The sequence below is a fragment of the Clostridium sp. AM29-11AC genome, assembly GCF_003480545.1.
Lineage (GTDB): Bacteria > Bacillota > Clostridia > Lachnospirales > Lachnospiraceae > Otoolea > Otoolea saccharolyticum_A.
Genome location: NZ_QUJI01000026.1, coordinates 22095 through 40799 on the forward strand (window position 1 = coordinate 22095; position 18705 = coordinate 40799).

Here is an 18705-nt window from a genome sequence, read left to right on the forward strand (position 1 = left end):
TTTTGTCCAGTGCCTCACCCTCAGTAATTGCAAATATTTCACAGTAATTTTAATATTTCCTCCAAACCATGCGATCCACAATACCGGTATAACTCTGGATAATCCTTACAACCTTCCCGCTTACATTTTCCTCCACATAGTCCGGCACTGGGGTTCCGCTGTCCCCCTCCTCTGCCGCCGAAACTGCCGTGGCCACTGCCTGAAGCAGGCTCTTTTCATCAATACCGGCAAGGATAAAACAGCCTTTGTCGAGCGCCTCCGGCCGTTCCGTGCTGGTACGGATGCAGACTGCGGGAAAGGGATGTCCTACGGACAGGAAAAAGCTGGATTCCTCCGGCAAAGTTCCGCTGTCCGACACTACGGCAAAGGCGTTCATCTGAAGGCAGTTATAATCGTGGAAGCCCAGGGGATCATGGCGGATTACGCGCCGGTCAAGCTTGAACCCGCTTTCTTCAAGACGTTTCCGGCTCCTTGGATGGCAGGAATAAAGAATCGGCATATTGTACCGTTCTGCCAGCCGGTTGACCGCCGTAAAAAGAGACAGAAAATTCTTCTCTGTGTCGATATTCTCTTCTCTGTGAGCGGAGAGAAGGATATATTGCTTCGTCTTAAGGGAGAGCCGGCTTAAAATATCAGAGGATTCGATTTCCTTTAAATTTCTGCCAAGCACCTCTGCCATAGGAGAGCCGGTCACATAGGTGCGTTCTCTTGGGAGCCCGCATTCTGCAAGATACCTTCTGGCGTGTTCAGAATAGGCCAGGTTCACGTCTGAGATGATATCCACGATCCGGCGGTTCGTTTCCTCCGGCAGGCACTCATCCTTGCACCGGTTCCCTGCTTCCATATGGAAGATAGGAATATGAAGGCGTTTGGCGGCAATAGCGGAGAGGCAGGAATTCGTATCTCCGAGAATCAGAAGAGCTTCCGGCTTTATCTGGCTCATAAGCTTATAGGAAGCATTAATGATATTTCCAATGGTCGCTCCCAGATCGTCCCCTACTGCGCCCATGTACACCTCCGGCTCCTGAATCTTTAAATCTTTGAAAAATACGCCGTTAAGGCTGTAATCATAATTCTGCCCCGTATGGGCCAGCACTGTATCAAAATAACACCGGCATTTTTCAATTACTGCCGACAACCTGATAATTTCCGGCCTTGTCCCCACTATAACCAGCAGCTTCAGCTTTCCGTTATTTTTAAAGGCTACACCGCTGTAATCCAGTCTAAGCTCCATTTTTCTTTTCCTCCTTCTGTATTCCTACCGGTTCTGCAAAGGTGTCCGGCTTTTCCGGATCAAAAGCTTCATTGGCCCACATAAGCGTTATCAGTTCTTTTGTTTCTGAACAGTTGACAATGCTGTGAGTATACCCGGGCAGCATATGGACTGCCTCTATTTTTTCTCCGGATACTGGAAATTCCAGTATTGGATAGGGATTCCCATTTTCATCCGTTCCAATCCTTCTCTGCCGGATCAACCCCTGACCGCTTACGACAATAAAAAGCTCCCATTTTGTATGATGCCAGTGTTCCCCCTTTGTAATGCCCGGTCTGCTGATATTAACAGAAAACTGGCCGCAGGCCTTTGTCTTCAGAAGCTCCGTAAAGCTCCCTCTTTCGTCTGCATTCATCTTAAGTTGGAATGACGCCTTTTTCTCAGGCAGGTAGGAGAGGTAAGCGGAATAGAGCTTTTTGGCAAAGCTGCCGGAAGGGATCTCCGGCATGAGAAGCGTTTTCGGCTGCTGCCTGAAGCTTTCCAGCAGATCGGCAATCTCTCCCAGAGTGGCCCTGTGAGTGACCGGCGCATAACAGTAAACCCCATTTTCATCCGCCTTGGCTTCAGCTTCTTCAAGACTGCATCGGTGTCCCTTTCCATTTAAGGCGCAGAGCATTTCTTCAAGAAGATCATCAATATAGAGAAGCTCAAGCTCTGTATTCCTGTCATGGATCACCAGCGGCAAATCATTCGCCGTATTGTAGCAGAAGGTAGCCACGGCAGAATTATAATTAGGCCTGCACCATTTTCCAAACAGGTTTGGAAGGCGGTAGATGAATACCTGCGCCCCGCATTCCCTGGAATATTCTAAAAACAGCTTTTCTCCCGCCAGCTTCGATTTTCCATACTCCGAGTCCTTAAACCTTCCGGTTAAAGACGCCTGGATAGATGAGCTTACAAAAATCGGGCAGGTATTTTTATATTTTCTGAGAAGATTTATAAGCACAGAGGAGAATCCAAAATTTCCCTCCATAAATTCTTCCTTCTCCTTCGGTCGGTTCACCCCTGCCAGGTGGAACACAAAGCTGCAGTCCCTGCACGCCGCCTCCAGCTCCTCAGGCTCTGAATCCACATCGTAAGCGGCAATTTCAAGATTTTCTGGAGAATATTCCCCATCCCGGCCTGCAAGAGCGCAAATCCGGTGCGTCCTGTCTTTTCCGTCGCGCATACATTCCAGAAATGCAGTCAGGTTCCGCCCCACAAACCCTCTCGCTCCTGTCACTAATATTTTCATCATTCTGCTTTTACTCCTCCTTGATTCACGCTGTCCGTCCGAATCGTCTTTCTTTTGCGCTTTTTCCGGACTCCCCTTCCTTTCGGGAGAGAGAAGGAACTATCTCCCCTCTTCCAGCCTATCCTTAATATATTTAAGGCTCAGAAGCTTCTCCTTTACCTGTTCCACATCCAAAAGCTCGGTGTTGCTGCTGTTAAACTCTGTCAGAGGGTTTCTCTCTGTATCGCCGTGTTTAAAATATTTGTCGTAATTCAGGCCGCGCCTGTCGCAGGGAACACGGTAAAATGCCCCCATATCGACAGCATGGGCGCACTCTTCATTCGTAAGAAGAGTTTCATACATTTTTTCCCCATGGCGGATCCCAATGATTTTAATATCCTCCTTCCTTCCTCCAAACAGCTCGCATACCGCCTGCGCCTGTACCCCTATGGTGCAGGCAGGGGCCTTTTGTACCAGAATGTCCCCACTTGTCCCGTGTTCAAAAGCAAACAGCACCAGATCCACAGCCTCGTCCAGGGACATAATAAACCGTGTCATGGACGGCTCTGTAACCGTAATCGGCTCTCCTTTTTTTATCTGATCGATCCAGAGGGGAATAACGGATCCACGGGAACACATAACGTTTCCATAGCGGGTGCAGCAGATCTTTGTTTTTTCCGGATCCACGGTTCTTGACTTTGCCACAATAACCTTTTCCATCATGGCCTTCGACGTCCCCATAGCGTTGACCGGATATGCAGCCTTATCTGTGGACAGACAGATTACAGAACGCACTCCGGCGTCAATCGCCGCCGTCAGGACATTCTCTGTGCCTGTCACATTTGTCCGCACCGCCTCCATAGGGAAAAATTCACAGGAAGGAACCTGCTTTAACGCCGCAGCATGAAATATGTAGTCAACTCCCGTTATGGCAGGACGGATAGAATCAATGCTCCTCACATCCCCGATATAAAATTTTATCTTGTCGGAATACTCAGGGTATTTTGCCTGGTATTCATGGCGCATATCATCCTGTTTTTTTTCATCCCGGGAAAAGATTCGGATTTCCCCGATATCCGTAGGAAGGAAGCGGTTTAAAACAGCATTCCCAAAGGAACCTGTGCCTCCTGTAATAAGAAGTGTTTTGTTGCTGAAAACCGTTTTCATTTTCTCACTCTCCAGTCTTTTTGTTATATTGCTTTGAATTTTTTCATCAGCCCCATGCCTCTATGCACAATCGCAGTAAGTTCTTTTTTCGCAGATACCCCGGCGGCCAAGACTGCCAGGACTGTATTGACCGCCGTAAGAATCATTCCCGCTATGATAAAATCTAAAATTCCTCCGATCTGTCCAAAAATCTGCTTCTCAAAAAAGCAGGCGGCCGCTCCTGCCGCTGCCAAAGGAAGAATAAGGCGGAAAAGATCCTTTATATGCCCGGGAAAATATTTTGTATGGACATAGCCCATTTCCAGAACCGCCAGAAGTACAGCCACCAAAAGCACAGCCTCCAGAAGGCCGTATACTCCCCACAGGAGCCCTCCGGCCGCCATGGAAACAATCAACACTGCGCAGGAAAACGCCTGGATATTCCTGCTTACCTTAAATTCTCCTGCCATATTAATCAAGTGGCCGCTTGGGATATGGATCATCTCAAACACCGCTATCAGCGTCATCAGCACAGCTATCCTTGCGTCATAATAATCTGCATCGGCCACTCCCTCCATATAAATAGAAATAAAAGGCAGTATCAGCACGAAAGCAGTAGTTACCGCTACAAAAATTGAAAGAAAGGCCACATATTCGTACTGGACAAAAACCTCCCACACCCTTTCTTTCTTCTCTTCTGTCAGCATTTGCCCGATTCCCAGCCTTGGAGCGTCTATAACGCTTCGCAGCAGGCTTTTCAACATATTAAACACGTTGTTATAAACCGCATAGACGCTGGCAAGAACTGTTCCCCCGCTGGGAGAAATCGAAAGAAAAACAATTGGAGCGGAATTATAGACCATTCCTGTAATTCTCTGTATCAATACGTCCCGGGTCCCTCTGATAACCTCCCCGTTCCGGCCGTCGTCAAGGCTTATGAACCTGCTCGTTTTCCTTACATATCCCGCTATCATAAGACTGTTCAGCAAAGCCGCCAGCATAGTTAAAAACCGCACCATCCAGACGGAGCCGTCCAACAGGATCAGAACAATATTAGCCACGTGTCCCAGTCCGATGGTAAACATAGTAATAAAGTTTATAACGTATTCCCTCTGTTCCGTCTGCAGAAGAACACGGTATGTAGTCGCATAATACAGATTAAAAGCAGACGGGATTACAGTCATAAGCATAACTGTAAAAATCAGTTCCGGCGGAAGGTGGCTGTTTACCGCTATGGTATAGGCGGCTGAGATTGCCAGACCCGCGCACAAAAAAAGTATTCCAATCTGTTTGAATTTCCTTCTTGTAACAGACAGAATACGGTTGACGGTTCGGTAGTCTTTATTGGTAAGAGGTGAAAACAGAGCGACGTTTGAAGCCAGCGTAAACCCGCCTTCTATTACCAGAAGCACGTTCACAATCTGATTCGCAGTTGAATTAAGGCCGTTAAAATCAGAGCCATACTGCCCTATCACCATACGCGTAACGACAATTCCCAGGATCCCGTTTACGAATGTAAGGCCAATGGCGGAAAGGGCGTTCAGAAGGGTGATGGTGCTGCGTGTGTGAGTATTCTGCATCTATCTTCTCCTTATTCATTATCTATACTCAACAGATTCCTTGTTTGTATACATTCTTATTAACATAAACATTAATGGCAAAAGTAATCCGTCATACAATATAGGCTGAACCATTCCATTAGCCAAAAAGATCAAAATACAAATTATTAGTTCCGGATAATCCAAATAAACTTTATATTTTACTATCTTTTTTAAAACAATTACGTATAATAATATAAGAACTTGGATAAAACCTATAATTCCATAGCAATTAAGAGTTTCTAAAATTCCGTTATGAGCCGATTGCAGAAAAGTTCCTGTTCCATCTACAATGTATTCATACAGGACATCTCCCGTCCCGAATAACGGATTTTCTTTTATTTGTTTTAAACTCTGCTGCATCATCTCTTTTCTTCCTGAATCGCTTCTTAAGATTTGTTCTTCTGCCTTCTGTCTTATTGACGCTTCTTCAACCTCCTTAGGTTTATAATTTTCCGAGTGTTCACTATCCGTCTTAACTGCTATTTTCACCTCACGGTATATTGCATATCTTGTCTGTCCAATATCCAAAACATACAAAATAGAAATAATCAACAGTACACAGCCAAAAATCGCCATAAAATTTAATATAAATTTACGTTTTTTTAAATTGAGAAGAAATAGTATAATTAACTCAAAGGCGAGCAAATAAAAAGCTGTTCTTGAGCCGATTGTTATAACACAGGCAATTTCACCTATAAGCAGCCATCTGCAGCCTCTGATTTTTTTGGTATTTTTCTTTGCTTCTAATAAATTTCTAAATATAACTGGAATTGTAAGAATAAAACACGCTCCTACAATATTATCATTTATCGGTGAATAGTATGTATACCTGTTAATTACGAAAATAAATAAAATCCAATAGGCTGTTATTATAAATGCAAATTTATGTATTCCTGAATTTATTTCTTCTGAAGTTATAACCACCTCCCTCTTTTCAAAAACACGAAACATAGAAAGCGAACCCAGTAAAATAATTGTATAGTACAAACTTTCCTTTACTTCCATACCTAAAATTGCTCTGTAGCAGCAAACTGCCAAATAATATATTACAAATGCTATATATGCACAAATATACGAATGATTAGAAAAACGCTTAAAATCATCAATAAAATTCCATATAATAAAACCTAAAAATATCGAATAAAACAATCCTGTTAAAACTAAGTCTATAATATATGGTTTCTCAAAAATATAATTAATATATCTTGATGCAAGAATCATATATAGCATAGATGCAATTACTGTCATAAACGGCATATTTTTCAATAATTTTATCTTGATGTGCCTCACTTTTTCGCCCAGCTCCTATGAATTAATTTTTAATATTTAGTCATAATAGATTTTTAACATTTTTTCCCACATAGTTATAATATGTTTTGTCATCATAACTGGATTTTTCTCTTGCAATATAAACCTTCTTGCTTCTTTTCCTATCCTTTGCCTTTCATTTTCTGAAAGACTGCAAATCTCTACAATTTTATTTTTTAATGATTCATCTGACTCACTTTCAGCATATTGGATATACTTGCTATATTCCGACGGATCACACGGCAATTTATGGGCTATATATGGTTTTCCTGAAGCCAAACACTCCATTGTCTTACTGGGAAAACTGTATTTTACATATTCATAATTTCCTGCTACACGGGGACTGATTAATACCGAAGCCTTTCTCTGGCATTCGTCTACCTGTTTCGGCGTCAAAAAGCCCAGATACTCAACTCTGGAATCCTCTTTGGCAAAGCTTTGAACATCTGGAACTGCATTTCCGTCCCCGGCCAGCCATAGACGATACTCGCTGCCTTCAATCATAGCAAAAGCTTTCAGAAGATGAATGATTCCATATTCCCTCCGGATTGCTCCTGCATAAAAAATAATTTTCTTTGTTTCATCTTCACTGTTCGTCTGGGCTTTCTCCGAATCCGGCGGGGCTATATACGCACATTCTACAACTGTAAACGGCTTTTTTTCTACCTCAAATGCCTCTGCCATATTCTTAGTAGCAAAAACAAAACAGTCATAATCCTTTGCCATTCTGTCTATTTTTCTTTCTACAAATTTCAGAAGAAACGATTTCAAATTTGCTTTATACTGTGACGCAAGGCCAAATTTTCCATTCATGTCCCCTGTTATCAGACAAAGCTGAATCTTTCTTCCATATTTCCTTTTCAATTTAAGAGCAGCGTACATGCTAGGAAAATAAATATGATGAACGCACACAATACACGGCTCATCCTTAAAATTCCTTACCCATTGATCTAATTTTCTGTACAGATTATATGCCTGCGTAATATACTTGACTGCAATTAAGTTTATATATCCTATATGCCAATCATCTGAATTATCCTTGTGATGCCAACGCTCTGTTTTAAAGACTAGATCTGGGAATTTAGGATAATTTAACGTATTAATAATATTAAATACCGTCACTGGCTCCTCCAGATTCTGATCAAGCCCCTCTATCACTGCACGAGTAAATTTATGTAACGAAATACCTGATAACCGTTCTTTGGCACGCTCAGCCAGATGCTTTTCCTCTGGAAGAAGCAAACTACAGTAAGCAACCTTCATAGTTTCTCTCCTCTACATTGTTTTCCTTTTTAATTTCCTTCCGAGCTCTCCAGCAACGTAATATGAAATCACTGCAAGCGTAGCGGACGCTATAAACGCGATCAGGAAATAAGACACTTTCCCTATACATCCATACTCCACCATAAAATTAATGACTATCATATGGTAAATATAAAACCCGTAAGAAAAATCGTATTTAATATCAAAATCGGGCAGAGCGTATGCAAACCCAACAATCGCCGCTCCCAGAAGACTATTCCCCACTGTCCCGTAAATTCCAATTCCGTTTTCTAAATGCAGCATGCTAATCAGCAGAGAAGCAGCCAAAAACACAGGCCAGTATTTCATCAGGAAATTAATTATTCCGTCAAAGCATTCGCAAATCACCGCGCCGAGAATAAACAGCCAAATGTATGGAAAAAACGTCTGAGACCATAATTTATACGCAATATCCGGGAAAAAGCCTTTCATTCCTGGCGTTATGATATTTAATGCCATACCGGCAAAAAGCAGGGCTATTAAAAATTTCATTCTGCTCTTTCTTCCTCTCAGCCATTTATTCAGAGCAAAAATCATGCAATAGGACTGCACCATTACTCCTATCGTCCATAAAGCTCCGTTAGGAGTCCCCACTCCATATCCCCTGAGGCAGTCTGGAGTCCAAAATTGGAATACTGTTGCCTGTGCAAAAGTAAAAGCTATAAATGGGACTATCATTATTTCTTTCCCATATACAGCCAGCATTACCGCCGCATTTATCAATACTCCTGCCCATAATTCCGGATATAATCTGGCTACCCGTTTTCTACAATAAATTTTAAAATTTTCTTCTTTCAGCAATGAATTCCAGATCAGAAAGCCGCTTAAAATAAAGAAAATCGGAACTCCTCTGAAGGCATACCATATTTCATATAACATCGGGGGAAGAGGAATCTCAAAATGTTCTGAAGCATGTCCAATAAATACCTCAATCGCCGCTAAGAGTCTGATTAAATTAAAGCAATTCTTTTTTCTGTCCATTTTTTACGTTTATTTCTTTCCCTTCCAGTCTTCCATCATCTCAAGATACATTTCCTTTAGCCCTGCCGTCGCCTCCCATCCTAGCGCCTCAAGCCTGGATACGTCTAAAAGCAGACGATGGGGCGGAGAAAATTGCTTCCGGCTGTTTTCATCCGAAGCAAACTGAACAGAAATTTTTCCATCAGCAATCTTAGAGGCGACCATTTCCGCCATTTCCCGAACTGAACAGTATGTTTCTTTATTTCCTGCATTGTACGCTTCCCCGGCTTTCCCTTTTAAAAGGACTGTAAGAACAGCCCTGGCCGCATCACCGGTATCTAAATACATTCTTTTGCTCATACCATCCGTCTTCAGGCAGATATCCTTTTCTTTTTTTGCGCACCTTGCAAATTCCGCAAAAACTCTTGTATCGTTTTCCTTCACCCCATGTCCGAAGGTCTGGGCCAAACGAATAATTCTGGCAGGCACTCCATATTCTTTTGCGTATGATACGCACAGGTTTTCCGCCATTCTCTTGCTCTCCGGATAACTGCTTCTGAGCACAAGAGGATTAAGATACTGAACCTTTTCTTCCGTCAGAAGCATTTCTTCTTCTGTGAAGCCATATACTTCCATGGTAGATAAATATATCATTGACTTTATATTCTTTTTTCTGGCAAGCTCAAGGCAGTTAAGCGTTCCCTCCAGATTTGTCCTGATTACCTCCACCGGCTTTTCCACCATCATGCGGCTCTCAGTAATGCTCGCCCCATGAACAATATAATCTATTGCTCCTTTTATTTCAGGGATCTTGCATACATCGCCTTCTATAATTTCTATTGTTCCTTTTTCTTCCTCCCTCAGAATTTCTAAGGGCAGTTTATTCTTATTTCTGACAAGCAGGAGCAAATGCAGGTCAAGACGGCAGCTTTCGTTTATTTTCAACAGATACTCTGCCATAACTGAGCCGATAAGCCCGGAAGCCCCTGTAATAAATATGCTGCTTTCTTTTAACAGCTCCATCGGAATCCATGGTTTCTTCATTTTTAGCCTCTTATTTCACTGTTATTTTACGCATTATTCTGTTCTGCGATTATCAAACCGTACTGTACTATCCCTCATATCCATATATCTGTGCGTTTTCCTTCGCATCCAGCAGAGCCCGCATTGTATAAAAATCATCAGGAGTTGTAATTTTTATATTTTCATAAGGCCCGTCCACCAAATGTAGCAGATGTCCGTAATGCTGCATCATTGTACAGGAATCAATAAAATCTGTTTTTCCCTCAGACAGAGCCTTTTTATGTACTTCCATAATGTCAGAAAGCCAGAAGCTTTGGGGCGCTTTCGCTATTCTTGAGTGGCTTCTGTCAGGGACATAATCAATTCTTCCGCTCTCTTTTACTACCAAAACCGTTTCTTTTACAACACTGGTTGTTATAGCTGAACCGTATTTTATTACGCTCTCCAGATTTTTCTTAATCACCTCTGCATTAATCAGGGGCCTTACTCCATCATGAATCAAAACAATGCTCTCTTTTTCCCCTGCGATCTCTTCGGCCGCCCGGAGTCCTCTGTAAATGGACATCTGCCCGGTTTTTCCTCCTGGGACGATTTTCTTAACCTTATCCAGCCTGTACTGATAAACCAGCTTTTCAAGATGGGGAATCCCGGCTTCCACACAGGCTATGACAATCGCATCTATATCGGCGCTGTCTTCAAATACGTCCAAAGTATGAATAATAATCGGCTTACCGTGAAGATTCAGAAACTGCTTTGGCATTTCTTTGCTGTGCATCCGGCTTCCAACTCCTCCGGCAAATATAACTGCTATATTCATCTTGTTTCCCCCGCCCCAGCTTTAAAGCATGTTTTATATATATAATCTCCAACCATTTCTGTTGCTCTCCCGCTTTCGCATCCTCCAAGCGCTCTGTAATGTTCCTCACAGTCTTTCTTGTATTTTTCCTCATCGAAATTTAAAATAGAGTGTTCCAGTTCGTCATTATTTGTCGATTTTGGAAATGGCCATTCAGAAACCGGAGTTTCCACATCCGTAGTTGCAATATAATGTTCCATATCAACGGCAAACATAAAGCTTGGACGGCCTGTCAGCATATAATCCCACATGGAAGACGAGAAATCATTTATCATTACATCTGCTGCAAGTAAAAGCTCCTGCATTTCTTCATAATCTGACAAATCAATTATATTTCCTTCCGGAAACTGATCCCGGTTTGTTACGCAGGGATGGAAGCGGAAGCCAAACACCCATTTCCCTCCAAACCGTTTTGACAAATCGGCGCAGACCCGGTTGCAATCAATTCCGTAGCAGATAGAAATGGAATCTTTAAAATAATTATCATCTGTTTTTCTATAAGTAGGCGCATACAGCACAAGATATTCGCCCTCTTTCAGGCCTATTTTTTCTCTTACTCGTCTATATTCCTCTTCATTTCTCTGAATTAAAATATCATTTCTCGGCATTCCGATTTCCCAGAACTTTTCCTTCGGCACTAAAAGAGAGTCTGAAACAACCTCTGTAAACCTGCGGCAGGTAGAGAGAAACACGGTTGTCAGATTTGCTGACAGCAGCAGATCTTTGCGGAAAATGGGCGTATCTCCATATACGTATCTTCCTATTTTTTTATACGCTCCTCCTCCGTGATGCGTATTAATCACTATCTGGCTTTTTCGCATAGGTATGTAAGAAAAGCCTCCGCTGTTAGTTAAAAATACTTTTGAAGTCATAGCATAAAAAAAATACAGAAATGAATTAAACTTTACCACTTTTCTTCCCTTGCTGTTCAGATATTTATATCTGTCCGGATATTTTGTGGAAATAATAATTTCAAACTGAGCTGGGTACTTTTTCAGCAGATATTCTGTAACATATTTGGGATTACATGAATAGTTGTATGCCAAATCATTGTGCATAAACACACGGTTCTGTTTTATGGGCATAATCCTTAGCGGCATTAATAATACCCTTAATATTATTTTTTTATAATAATGAATAAACTGATCCATTCTTTCCTCTTTCTGCTTTCTTATTGGTCCTTCCGTCTTCACTGACTGTATATCCCTGCTTTTACAAGTTCTTCCTCACTGGGGGCCGTTATCAGTACAGCCTTTAATCTTCCATAGTATACAAACATACTCCCTCCTGCGGCTGCATGGGCCTGTCCTTCATGGATTACCTTTTTAAGATCTCCTATATTTCCAGCTCCTCCGCAGGCCGTCACGGGAATGGACACCGCATCCGTTACGGATCTGACTAACTTAATATCATATCCTTTCATCGTTCCATCACAATCTACAGAATTAAGTAATATTTCTCCGGCTCCCAGGGATTCTGCCCTTTTTGCCAGCTCTGCGGGAGAGCTTTCTACTATTGTTCTGCCGTCCTCAATGACGCAACAATATCCGTTTTCTGTCTTTTTTGCATCAATAGACGCTACAACGCTCTGGCTTCCAGCTAATTTTACCGCCTTCTCTATAAGATTTGGATTCTTCACCAGTTCTGTATTGATAACCACCTTTTCATATCCAATAAAAAGGAGCCTTTTTACATGTTCGAGCGTCTTAATTCCTCCCCCATAGCTGAGGGGCATAAATGCCTGGCTGGCAATATCCTCCAAAAGTTCAAAATCCGGTTCGGAACCTCGCCGTGATGCCGATATGTCCAGAACAGAAAGTTCATCTATTCCTTTTCTGTTGAAAATTCTGACAGCATTAACAGGATCTCCCAGATATGTAGGCGAACCAAATTTCACAGTTTTAATCAAATCTCTGTCGTCAATCAGAAGCACCGGGATTATTCTTGGCCTTGTAAACATTCCTAGCACCTCCTCACAAAATTTTCAAAAAGCTTCATTCCAAAATCGTGACTTTTCTCTGGGTGAAACTGAACTCCGTAAATGTTTTCTTTGCACACTGCCGCCGCAAACTGATAACCGTAGTCGCAAGTCATAAGTACATTTTCCTCCCTATCGCACACGGCATGATAGGAATGCACAAAATAATACCTCTGCATTCCCACAATCCCATTAAGAAGAGGATTTTTCTGCTTAAACTCCACAATATCCCAGCCCATATGAGGAATCTTAAGCTGCTTTCTCATGTCTTCTTTTATTTCATCAAAACGGAAACGTATATTATCAAAGGGGATCAGATTCATTCCTGCTTTTTCCCCCTCCTCGCTTCCTCTTCCCAGAAGCTGCATTCCAAGGCAGATCCCCAGAATCGGTTTTCCGGAGGCCGCTTCCTTTTTAACAACAGGAACCAGGCCTCTTTTTTCCAGTTCCGACATTCCCGCGTCAAACGCACCGACTCCCGGAAGAATCAGCTTATCCGCCTGCCGTATTACTTCCGCTTTGCTTGTTATCACCGATTTTTCCCCGATTGTCCTGAGCATATTGGCAATAGAGCCGAGGTTGCCCAGCCCGTAATCTATAATTGCGATCATATGTTACCTACCTTATATTCCTGTTTTCAATTCCCAAAATTTTACAGATGCAGACACCCAGCTTAATCATCCAGAAGCTGTTTTTATAATCCATAGGAGTTTTATTATCACCCTCAATAATCTCTTCAAACTCTCCGGCTGTAATTCCCAGCTTTTTTGCTATGTATTCTTTATCCTGCTCCATCAAATCCGGATCATACGGGTTTGCTTCAAGGGCTCTGAGTGCTTCCTCTCTTGTCATCGTTCCGGCAAGGATCTGTGTGGAATATACATTTTTTCTCGTGTCAAACCCAAATTTATGCGGCAGATAATATCCTTCAAAAAAACGTGTAAATACATTTTCATAATGCTTGTTTTCATATTTTGTCCATCCGTATTTTTCATGAAGGAAGCGTTCCGCCTCTGCCTTGTTATATACTACGTAATCCAAAGGATAAAACCTTTTAAGACCCAGAACATATTTATAATACAATCGATATTTTAAAATACCGCAGGTTGGATATGTTTTCAGTTCACGTTTTCCGAATTTTTTATGAATATCTTTGTACAGGGTCAGGTCATTCATATAAATCCACTCAACCGGCGGCCTGATAAACTCTGTTGAATTGTTCGACCCTGTTAAAACGTATTTTATATGGTGCTTGGCTGCATAATTATACAGAGCCGCGAAAATTGCATGATCCTGCGGTGCATCCTGCGAAGAAATCTGGGATTTAAACATAGCAAGCTGAAAATCCGCCATTTCCTTCCAGTTTATCACCTCTGTATACATATCCAGGTTAAGGCCTTTAACAATTTTTTCAATATTTTCTACCGCTACATTTAAATTCCACCCTGTGTCAACAACAAATGCCAAGGGTCTTAAATGCATAATTTCTTTTGCAATATATGCCATATAGGAACTGTCCGCCCCTCCGCTCAATCCCAGAATACAGTCATACTCTTTTCCCTCTCCCGCCTTCCTTATCTTGGCTGCGACAGCCTCCAGCTCTTCAAACCTGTTTTCCGCCGGTTTCCAATAAGGTTTGATATTTTTTTCAAAATTCCTGCAGTGATCGCATACCCCATTCTCATCAAATCTGATTTTTGAATCAGAGGTATCCATCACGCACTTTGTACATCTCTGAAATTGACGAACCATCTCTTTTCTCCTCATTTTTTTCACCTACCAGAGCATCAAGTCTATCTGATCCAGTATTTTTCCCTTATCAAAATTCTGTTCATAATAACGTCGGCCATTTAAGCCCATCTCTAAAAGCTTTTTCCTGTCAAGGGACATCATCTTCTCAACAGCCCTGCACAAGTCTTCCTCGCTTCCAATATCCGCTGTTATCCCGCACTCTGCCTCCCGCACGATCCTCTCTGTTTCTCCTGACGCCGAGGCCAGTACAGGCATCCGGCAGGCCATATAAGACTGCAGCTTTGCCGGTATGGTTCCGGCAAACAGCCTGTTATCCATAAAGGAAATAAACGCAGCATCGCAGCAGCCGAGAATCGCCGGAATCTCTTCAGCAGGCTGCCTGTCGATCATAAGGAACATATCCTCTGCCTGCATCCGCCTGATCTGCTGAAGGAACTCCTCCCTGCACCTGCCGTCTCCTACTATGACGAACAGCAGGCTGCCGCTGCAGCTTTTCTTAAGCCTTGCCGCTGCCCCAGGAAGGATGCCAAGTCCCTGGGCCTTTCCTATATTGCCGGTGAAAACAATCTTAAAGCGGCGATCCGCGGCAAGCTGCAAAACCCTGCACAGCTTAACAGCGTTTTCTCTTTCCACCGGCTGATAAAAGTCCTCTGCATACTGCGGAAGATAGCTTACCTTCTTCCTTTCCCTGCACCGCTTCTGAATCTCCCTCATAAAACTTGGCGATGTGGCGAAAATATGATCGCAACTCCGATAAATGTAATCCACCATTCTCTCAATAGGGCGAATTACCGCAGGATTATTTATTCCGGCAACAATTTCCACATTCTCCGGCCAAAGATCCTGCACATAGATGGCGCAGGGGACTCCGTGTTTCTTTGCATACCAGATCCCGGGAAGCGCCTGCGTCATCGGAGATACTTCAAAAATAAACACCATATCGGCCTTAAGCCTGGTAAACAGCTTCCAAATATATCCTGAGGCCACAAAGGAAAGATAGTTTGCTGCCAGTCCCAGGGAATTTTTCCCTCTGGGAATCAGCGGAAGCCTTATTATCGAAATGCCGTTCCAATGCTCTGTCCTCTTTCTGAAAAAACCATAGCCGTCGTAAAACTTTCCCTGAGGATAATTAGGTATTCCCGTCACTGCCGTTACTTTATAGCCCCGTTTTACCCATTCTGTACAAATATCGTTAATCCGAAAGGTTTCTGGATAAAAATACTGGCTAATAACTAAAATATGTTTTTTCTTCACTGTCTTCCCCTTTTATTCATTTGTCTTTTTATCTGCTATAATCAGGTTCCCGACTTTCTTAGCTCCTTTCGGTCAGCCAGACTGATTCCTTAAGACTATAAATTCTATAATTTTCCTTATATTCACTCATTTCCATATCGTATGCCAGATCCCCAAAAGCCTTCTCCGCAAGCTTTCCGGCCTTTCCAGGAAATTTTCTTAAAATAGTTACGGCAGGCCCGCAAAAAGGGACTAAAAAGATTCTGTGATTTCTGGCTCTGGCTATTATCCGAACCAGCTCTGACGTACTGCTGTATTCACTGTTCTGCGGAAAAAATACCCCCGATTCCCTGTTATCAATGAGCAGCTTCACGAACTGGCACAGATTATCAATATAAAGCATAGATCTTTTATTTTTCACAGATGGAAACAGAGGCAGCGCGCCTGCAATCCTGGCAAGCACAGGATAATTTCCCTTGCTTCCCGGCCCGTAAATCATAGGAGGCCGCAGTACGGCTACTTTAAAACTCCCGTCCGGCTCTGACAGACGCCACAGTCTTTGTTCTGCCTGCCATTTACTATCCCCATAAAAATTTGCCGGCCTGGGCTTTGTCCGAGCTGTAATAAGTTTCGTCTTGCAGCCTTCATAAACAATCATAGAACTCATGAAAATAAACTGCCCGACCCCGGCATCCTTCGCCTTCCTGGCAGCTTCCTCCGCCAGATCGCAGTTCACCTGATAGTACAGCTTCTTTCCCTCCTCAGTTACCTTTCCTACATCCGCATGGGCAATTCCAGCTACGTGAAATACAGTGTCATAACCTGTAAAATCATAGCTTCTCCATCCATTTCCCCTCATATCTATTGTATCTACCTGGTATTTTTCCTCAAAACAGTTACGTTTTAAATACCCTTCCACAGAGCTTCCTATAAAGGATCCCTCCCCCGTAATCAAAATTTTCTTTTTTTCTGTTTTCTGCCCCTGCCCTCCTTCTCCCGCCGGATAACTGCACCCTGATTTTCTCGTTTTCTCCTCTTTGTTTTTTCCCGCTTCGCTGTCTGGACTTTCCATTCCTTTTCTGATTTTTTCCTCTACCTTTCCCCTGCTTTCCGTTCTTTTTTCGTTTTTCTCTTCCTCCCTGTATTTTAATCCTTCTCTTTTCTTCTTCCCCGTTCCCCCTTCTACCACCCCGTCACTTTTAAGCACTGAGGCAATCGTTCTGAGGAAGCACACACAGTCCATCCTGATTCCCATATGCTTTACATATTCTCCGTCAAGTCTTGCCTTTACCGGGATTTCCAGCTCGTCCCTGCCGTTGATCTGCGCCCAGCCGGTCAGTCCAGGCATCACGTCATTTGCGCCGTACCGTTCCCGCGCCTTAAGCAGATCCTCCTGGTTCCACAGCGCCGGCCTCGGCCCTACGATGCTCATATCCCCCTTCAGGATATTAATTAGCTGCGGAAGCTCGTCGAGGGAGGTTTTCCTGAGGAATTTTCCCATCCGCGTTATATACTGCTCCGGATTTTCAAGCAGATGCGTCGGCGTATCCTTGGGCGTGTCGATCCTCATGGTTCGGAATTTCAGGATTTCAAAATATTTCCTGTGAATCCCCACCCTCCTCTGCCGGAAAAATACCGGCCCTCTTGAGTCGAGCTTGATCAGAATAATCAGCAACAAAAAAAGGGGCGATAATATAATCAGCCCCAACGCCGCCAGAACTGTATCTGACAGCCGTTTCCATTTCATATAAAATTGTCTGCGATTCATTTTTCCTGCCCTTTTCTCCTCTTTTACCATTCCTAACAATCTGTTTTCATTTCTGACTATTTATTTTTTCAATTCTTTCTGTGGGGATTTGTCCCCTATCGTTTCAATTCCAAGAAAAATTTCCGTTTCCCTTCCCATAAAATCTATCCTGATTACGGCTTCTCTCCGATGCAGGTTTACTCTCGCAATCCTGCCCTCCTTTCCTTTTAAAGGCCCGCTGAGTACCTCAACCCTGTTTTCCGCTTTTCTGCCCTCTCCATCTTCACCGGGCTTTCCGTCCTGTTTCGCTGTTTTTGGAGATATCCTGATTTTTGAAATTCCTGTTACGTGGTTTTCATCCCCCAGTTTTAAGATCTCCCTGGCCTCTGTCTTTTCAAGCGGGATAAAGCAGGGTTCATCTCCTCCGTCCCCTCCCAGAAGCCTTGTCAGTTTCGGAACGCGTTTTAATTCTTCAAATAATTTTTCCGGCTGGCTGCTTTCTACAAAAATATAGCCGGGAAAGAGAACCTCACGGACGAAATTCCATTTTCCGTGAAACTTCCGTTCTCTTTCCCGGACCGGTATAAAACAATCTGTGAGAAATTGTCTGGGAATCCATTGTTTTATCAGCTCTGCCGTATTTTCTTCCCTCCCACCGTATACCTGTACTACATACCACACCTACGGGCTTCCTCCTGTCCAGAAGCACTGATTTTGCTGTTTTTTGGGTATGCTCCGCCATTCTGCAAGTTAAAAACCGCAGAACTCCTAGGCTGACAGCTTCCCTGCCCGCCTACCGGCTCTATTACCATACAGCCAGAATCCATGTGCCAATGCTTCATTTATTCTCTCTGTAATCCTGTTTTCCGCAATATAGCAGTCCCGCTACCGGGCCTGCATCTCCCGGGAATTCCTGGAAATGCCGTCGTCTTCCTGTGCAGTAGTCTGGGCCTGCTGCGGCTTCATAGATTATAGCATCATTTTACAGTCCGGTCAACCTGCGGCCTGTGGCACAAATGGGAGTATTTGTTAAAGATTTTCTTATGATTTTCTTGTGGCTGAAGCCCCTCTTGTTTCTTTTCCTCCCTCTGCTGCCCTTTATCTTCTTTGCTCACGGAAACACACTTTTTTCACATTTTCACCACAATTCCTTCACACCTGATTGGTATGATACAGTCAGCAAGACAAGAAACACTGCTTGCTACTTAATTCTTTTTCATATCCCGGCAGGCTGAACGCCTGCCGGACTCCCCCTTTTTCCTCGTATTATATAGTAGTAGTGTTTATAGACCCTCTCCAAGGTCTGTATGCTA

Annotated in this window: 16 protein-coding genes and 1 pseudogene; all 17 read right to left on the reverse strand. The window is 43.1% G+C overall.

From position 1 onward, the window contains the following. Positions 1–49: 49 nt before the first annotated feature. The 17 genes and pseudogenes from wecB to DW757_RS14960 all read right to left on the reverse strand — a co-directional run bounded on the left by wecB (position 50) and on the right by DW757_RS14960 (position 18073). Positions 50–1234, reverse strand: a complete 1185-nt coding sequence (gene wecB, locus DW757_RS14885; protein WP_118752113.1) for a UDP-N-acetylglucosamine 2-epimerase (non-hydrolyzing) — start codon at positions 1232–1234, stop codon at positions 50–52. Then, entirely contained in the window at positions 1224–2507 is a 1284-nt protein-coding gene (locus DW757_RS14890; protein ID WP_118752127.1) for an NAD-dependent epimerase/dehydratase family protein, read from the reverse strand. Before DW757_RS14890 ends, wecB begins: the two co-directional genes overlap by 11 nt. Positions 2508–2606: 99 nt before the next feature. Then, entirely contained in the window at positions 2607–3653 is a 1047-nt protein-coding gene (locus DW757_RS14895) for a polysaccharide biosynthesis protein (RefSeq protein WP_118752114.1), read from the reverse strand. Between the two features lie 23 nt (positions 3654–3676). Beyond that, complete coding sequence (locus DW757_RS14900) at positions 3677–5212, reverse strand: hypothetical protein (protein WP_118752115.1); 1536 nt, start codon at positions 5210–5212, stop codon at positions 3677–3679. Positions 5213–5230: 18 nt separating this feature from the next. Continuing rightward, entirely contained in the window at positions 5231–6523 is a 1293-nt protein-coding gene (locus DW757_RS14905) for an O-antigen ligase family protein (protein ID WP_118752116.1), read from the reverse strand. 36 nt (positions 6524–6559) lie between these two features. Continuing rightward, the gene (locus DW757_RS14910) at positions 6560–7804 is read right to left on the reverse strand and encodes a glycosyltransferase (protein WP_118752117.1); all 1245 of its coding nucleotides are present in this window, start codon (positions 7802–7804) and stop codon (positions 6560–6562) included. 12 nt (positions 7805–7816) lie between these two features. Beyond that, positions 7817–8824, reverse strand: a complete 1008-nt coding sequence (locus DW757_RS14915) for an acyltransferase (RefSeq protein ID WP_118752118.1) — start codon at positions 8822–8824, stop codon at positions 7817–7819. Between the two features lie 9 nt (positions 8825–8833). Further along, complete coding sequence (locus DW757_RS14920; RefSeq protein ID WP_118752119.1) at positions 8834–9847, reverse strand: NAD(P)-dependent oxidoreductase; 1014 nt, start codon at positions 9845–9847, stop codon at positions 8834–8836. A 67-nt stretch (positions 9848–9914) separates the two neighbouring features. Then, positions 9915–10643 (reverse strand): IspD/TarI family cytidylyltransferase, encoded by a 729-nt coding sequence (locus tag DW757_RS14925; RefSeq protein ID WP_087382980.1) that lies wholly within the window; start codon positions 10641–10643, stop codon positions 9915–9917. Next, positions 10640–11833 (reverse strand): CDP-glycerol glycerophosphotransferase family protein, encoded by a 1194-nt coding sequence (locus DW757_RS14930; protein WP_147355645.1) that lies wholly within the window; start codon positions 11831–11833, stop codon positions 10640–10642. The genes DW757_RS14925 and DW757_RS14930 overlap by 4 nt, the downstream gene beginning before the upstream one ends. Before the next feature lie 38 nt (positions 11834–11871). Next, entirely contained in the window at positions 11872–12642 is a 771-nt protein-coding gene (locus DW757_RS14935) for an AglZ/HisF2 family acetamidino modification protein (protein WP_118752121.1), read from the reverse strand. Between the two features lie 2 nt (positions 12643–12644). After that, complete coding sequence (hisH, locus tag DW757_RS14940; protein WP_118752122.1) at positions 12645–13271, reverse strand: imidazole glycerol phosphate synthase subunit HisH; 627 nt, start codon at positions 13269–13271, stop codon at positions 12645–12647. Between the two features lie 7 nt (positions 13272–13278). Next, on the reverse strand, positions 13279–14412 hold the full coding sequence (locus tag DW757_RS14945; protein WP_243033725.1) for an N-acetyl sugar amidotransferase: 1134 nt from the start codon (positions 14410–14412) through the stop codon (positions 13279–13281). Positions 14413–14436: 24 nt separating this feature from the next. Beyond that, positions 14437–15666, reverse strand: a complete 1230-nt coding sequence (locus DW757_RS14950; RefSeq protein WP_118752124.1) for a glycosyltransferase family 4 protein — start codon at positions 15664–15666, stop codon at positions 14437–14439. Between the two features lie 58 nt (positions 15667–15724). Beyond that, the gene (locus DW757_RS18070) at positions 15725–16717 is read right to left on the reverse strand and encodes an NAD-dependent epimerase/dehydratase family protein (protein ID WP_243033726.1); all 993 of its coding nucleotides are present in this window, start codon (positions 16715–16717) and stop codon (positions 15725–15727) included. 96 nt (positions 16718–16813) lie between these two features. Then, positions 16814–17392: pseudogene (locus DW757_RS18075) on the reverse strand (sugar transferase); the annotation flags it as partial. 81 nt (positions 17393–17473) lie between these two features. Next, positions 17474–18073 carry a transcription termination/antitermination NusG family protein gene (locus tag DW757_RS14960; protein WP_118752125.1) on the reverse strand — a complete coding sequence of 200 codons (600 nt, stop codon included), beginning with the start codon at positions 18071–18073 and terminating at the stop codon, positions 17474–17476. Positions 18074–18705: the final 632 nt, after the last annotated feature.

Excerpts from the sequence above, each read along its gene's own strand:
- wecB (WP_118752113.1), bottom strand. The coding sequence starts at position 1,234 with ATGGAGCTTAGACTGGATTACAGCGGTGTAGCCTTTAAAAATAACGGA.
- DW757_RS14890 (WP_118752127.1), bottom strand. The coding sequence starts at position 2,507 with ATGAAAATATTAGTGACAGGAGCGAGAGGGTTTGTGGGGCGGAACCTG.
- DW757_RS14895 (WP_118752114.1), bottom strand. The coding sequence starts at position 3,653 with ATGAAAACGGTTTTCAGCAACAAAACACTTCTTATTACAGGAGGCACA.
- DW757_RS14900 (WP_118752115.1), bottom strand. The coding sequence starts at position 5,212 with ATGCAGAATACTCACACACGCAGCACCATCACCCTTCTGAACGCCCTT.
- DW757_RS14910 (WP_118752117.1), bottom strand. The coding sequence starts at position 7,804 with ATGAAGGTTGCTTACTGTAGTTTGCTTCTTCCAGAGGAAAAGCATCTG.
- DW757_RS14915 (WP_118752118.1), bottom strand. The coding sequence starts at position 8,824 with ATGGACAGAAAAAAGAATTGCTTTAATTTAATCAGACTCTTAGCGGCG.
- DW757_RS14920 (WP_118752119.1), bottom strand. The coding sequence starts at position 9,847 with ATGAAGAAACCATGGATTCCGATGGAGCTGTTAAAAGAAAGCAGCATA.
- DW757_RS14925 (WP_087382980.1), bottom strand. The coding sequence starts at position 10,643 with ATGAATATAGCAGTTATATTTGCCGGAGGAGTTGGAAGCCGGATGCAC.
- DW757_RS14930 (WP_147355645.1), bottom strand. The coding sequence starts at position 11,833 with ATGGATCAGTTTATTCATTATTATAAAAAAATAATATTAAGGGTATTA.
- DW757_RS14935 (WP_118752121.1), bottom strand. The coding sequence starts at position 12,642 with ATGTTTACAAGGCCAAGAATAATCCCGGTGCTTCTGATTGACGACAGA.
- hisH (WP_118752122.1), bottom strand. The coding sequence starts at position 13,271 with ATGATCGCAATTATAGATTACGGGCTGGGCAACCTCGGCTCTATTGCC.
- DW757_RS14945 (WP_243033725.1), bottom strand. The coding sequence starts at position 14,412 with ATGGTTCGTCAATTTCAGAGATGTACAAAGTGCGTGATGGATACCTCT.
- DW757_RS18070 (WP_243033726.1), bottom strand. The coding sequence starts at position 16,717 with ATGGAAAGTCCAGACAGCGAAGCGGGAAAAAACAAAGAGGAGAAAACG.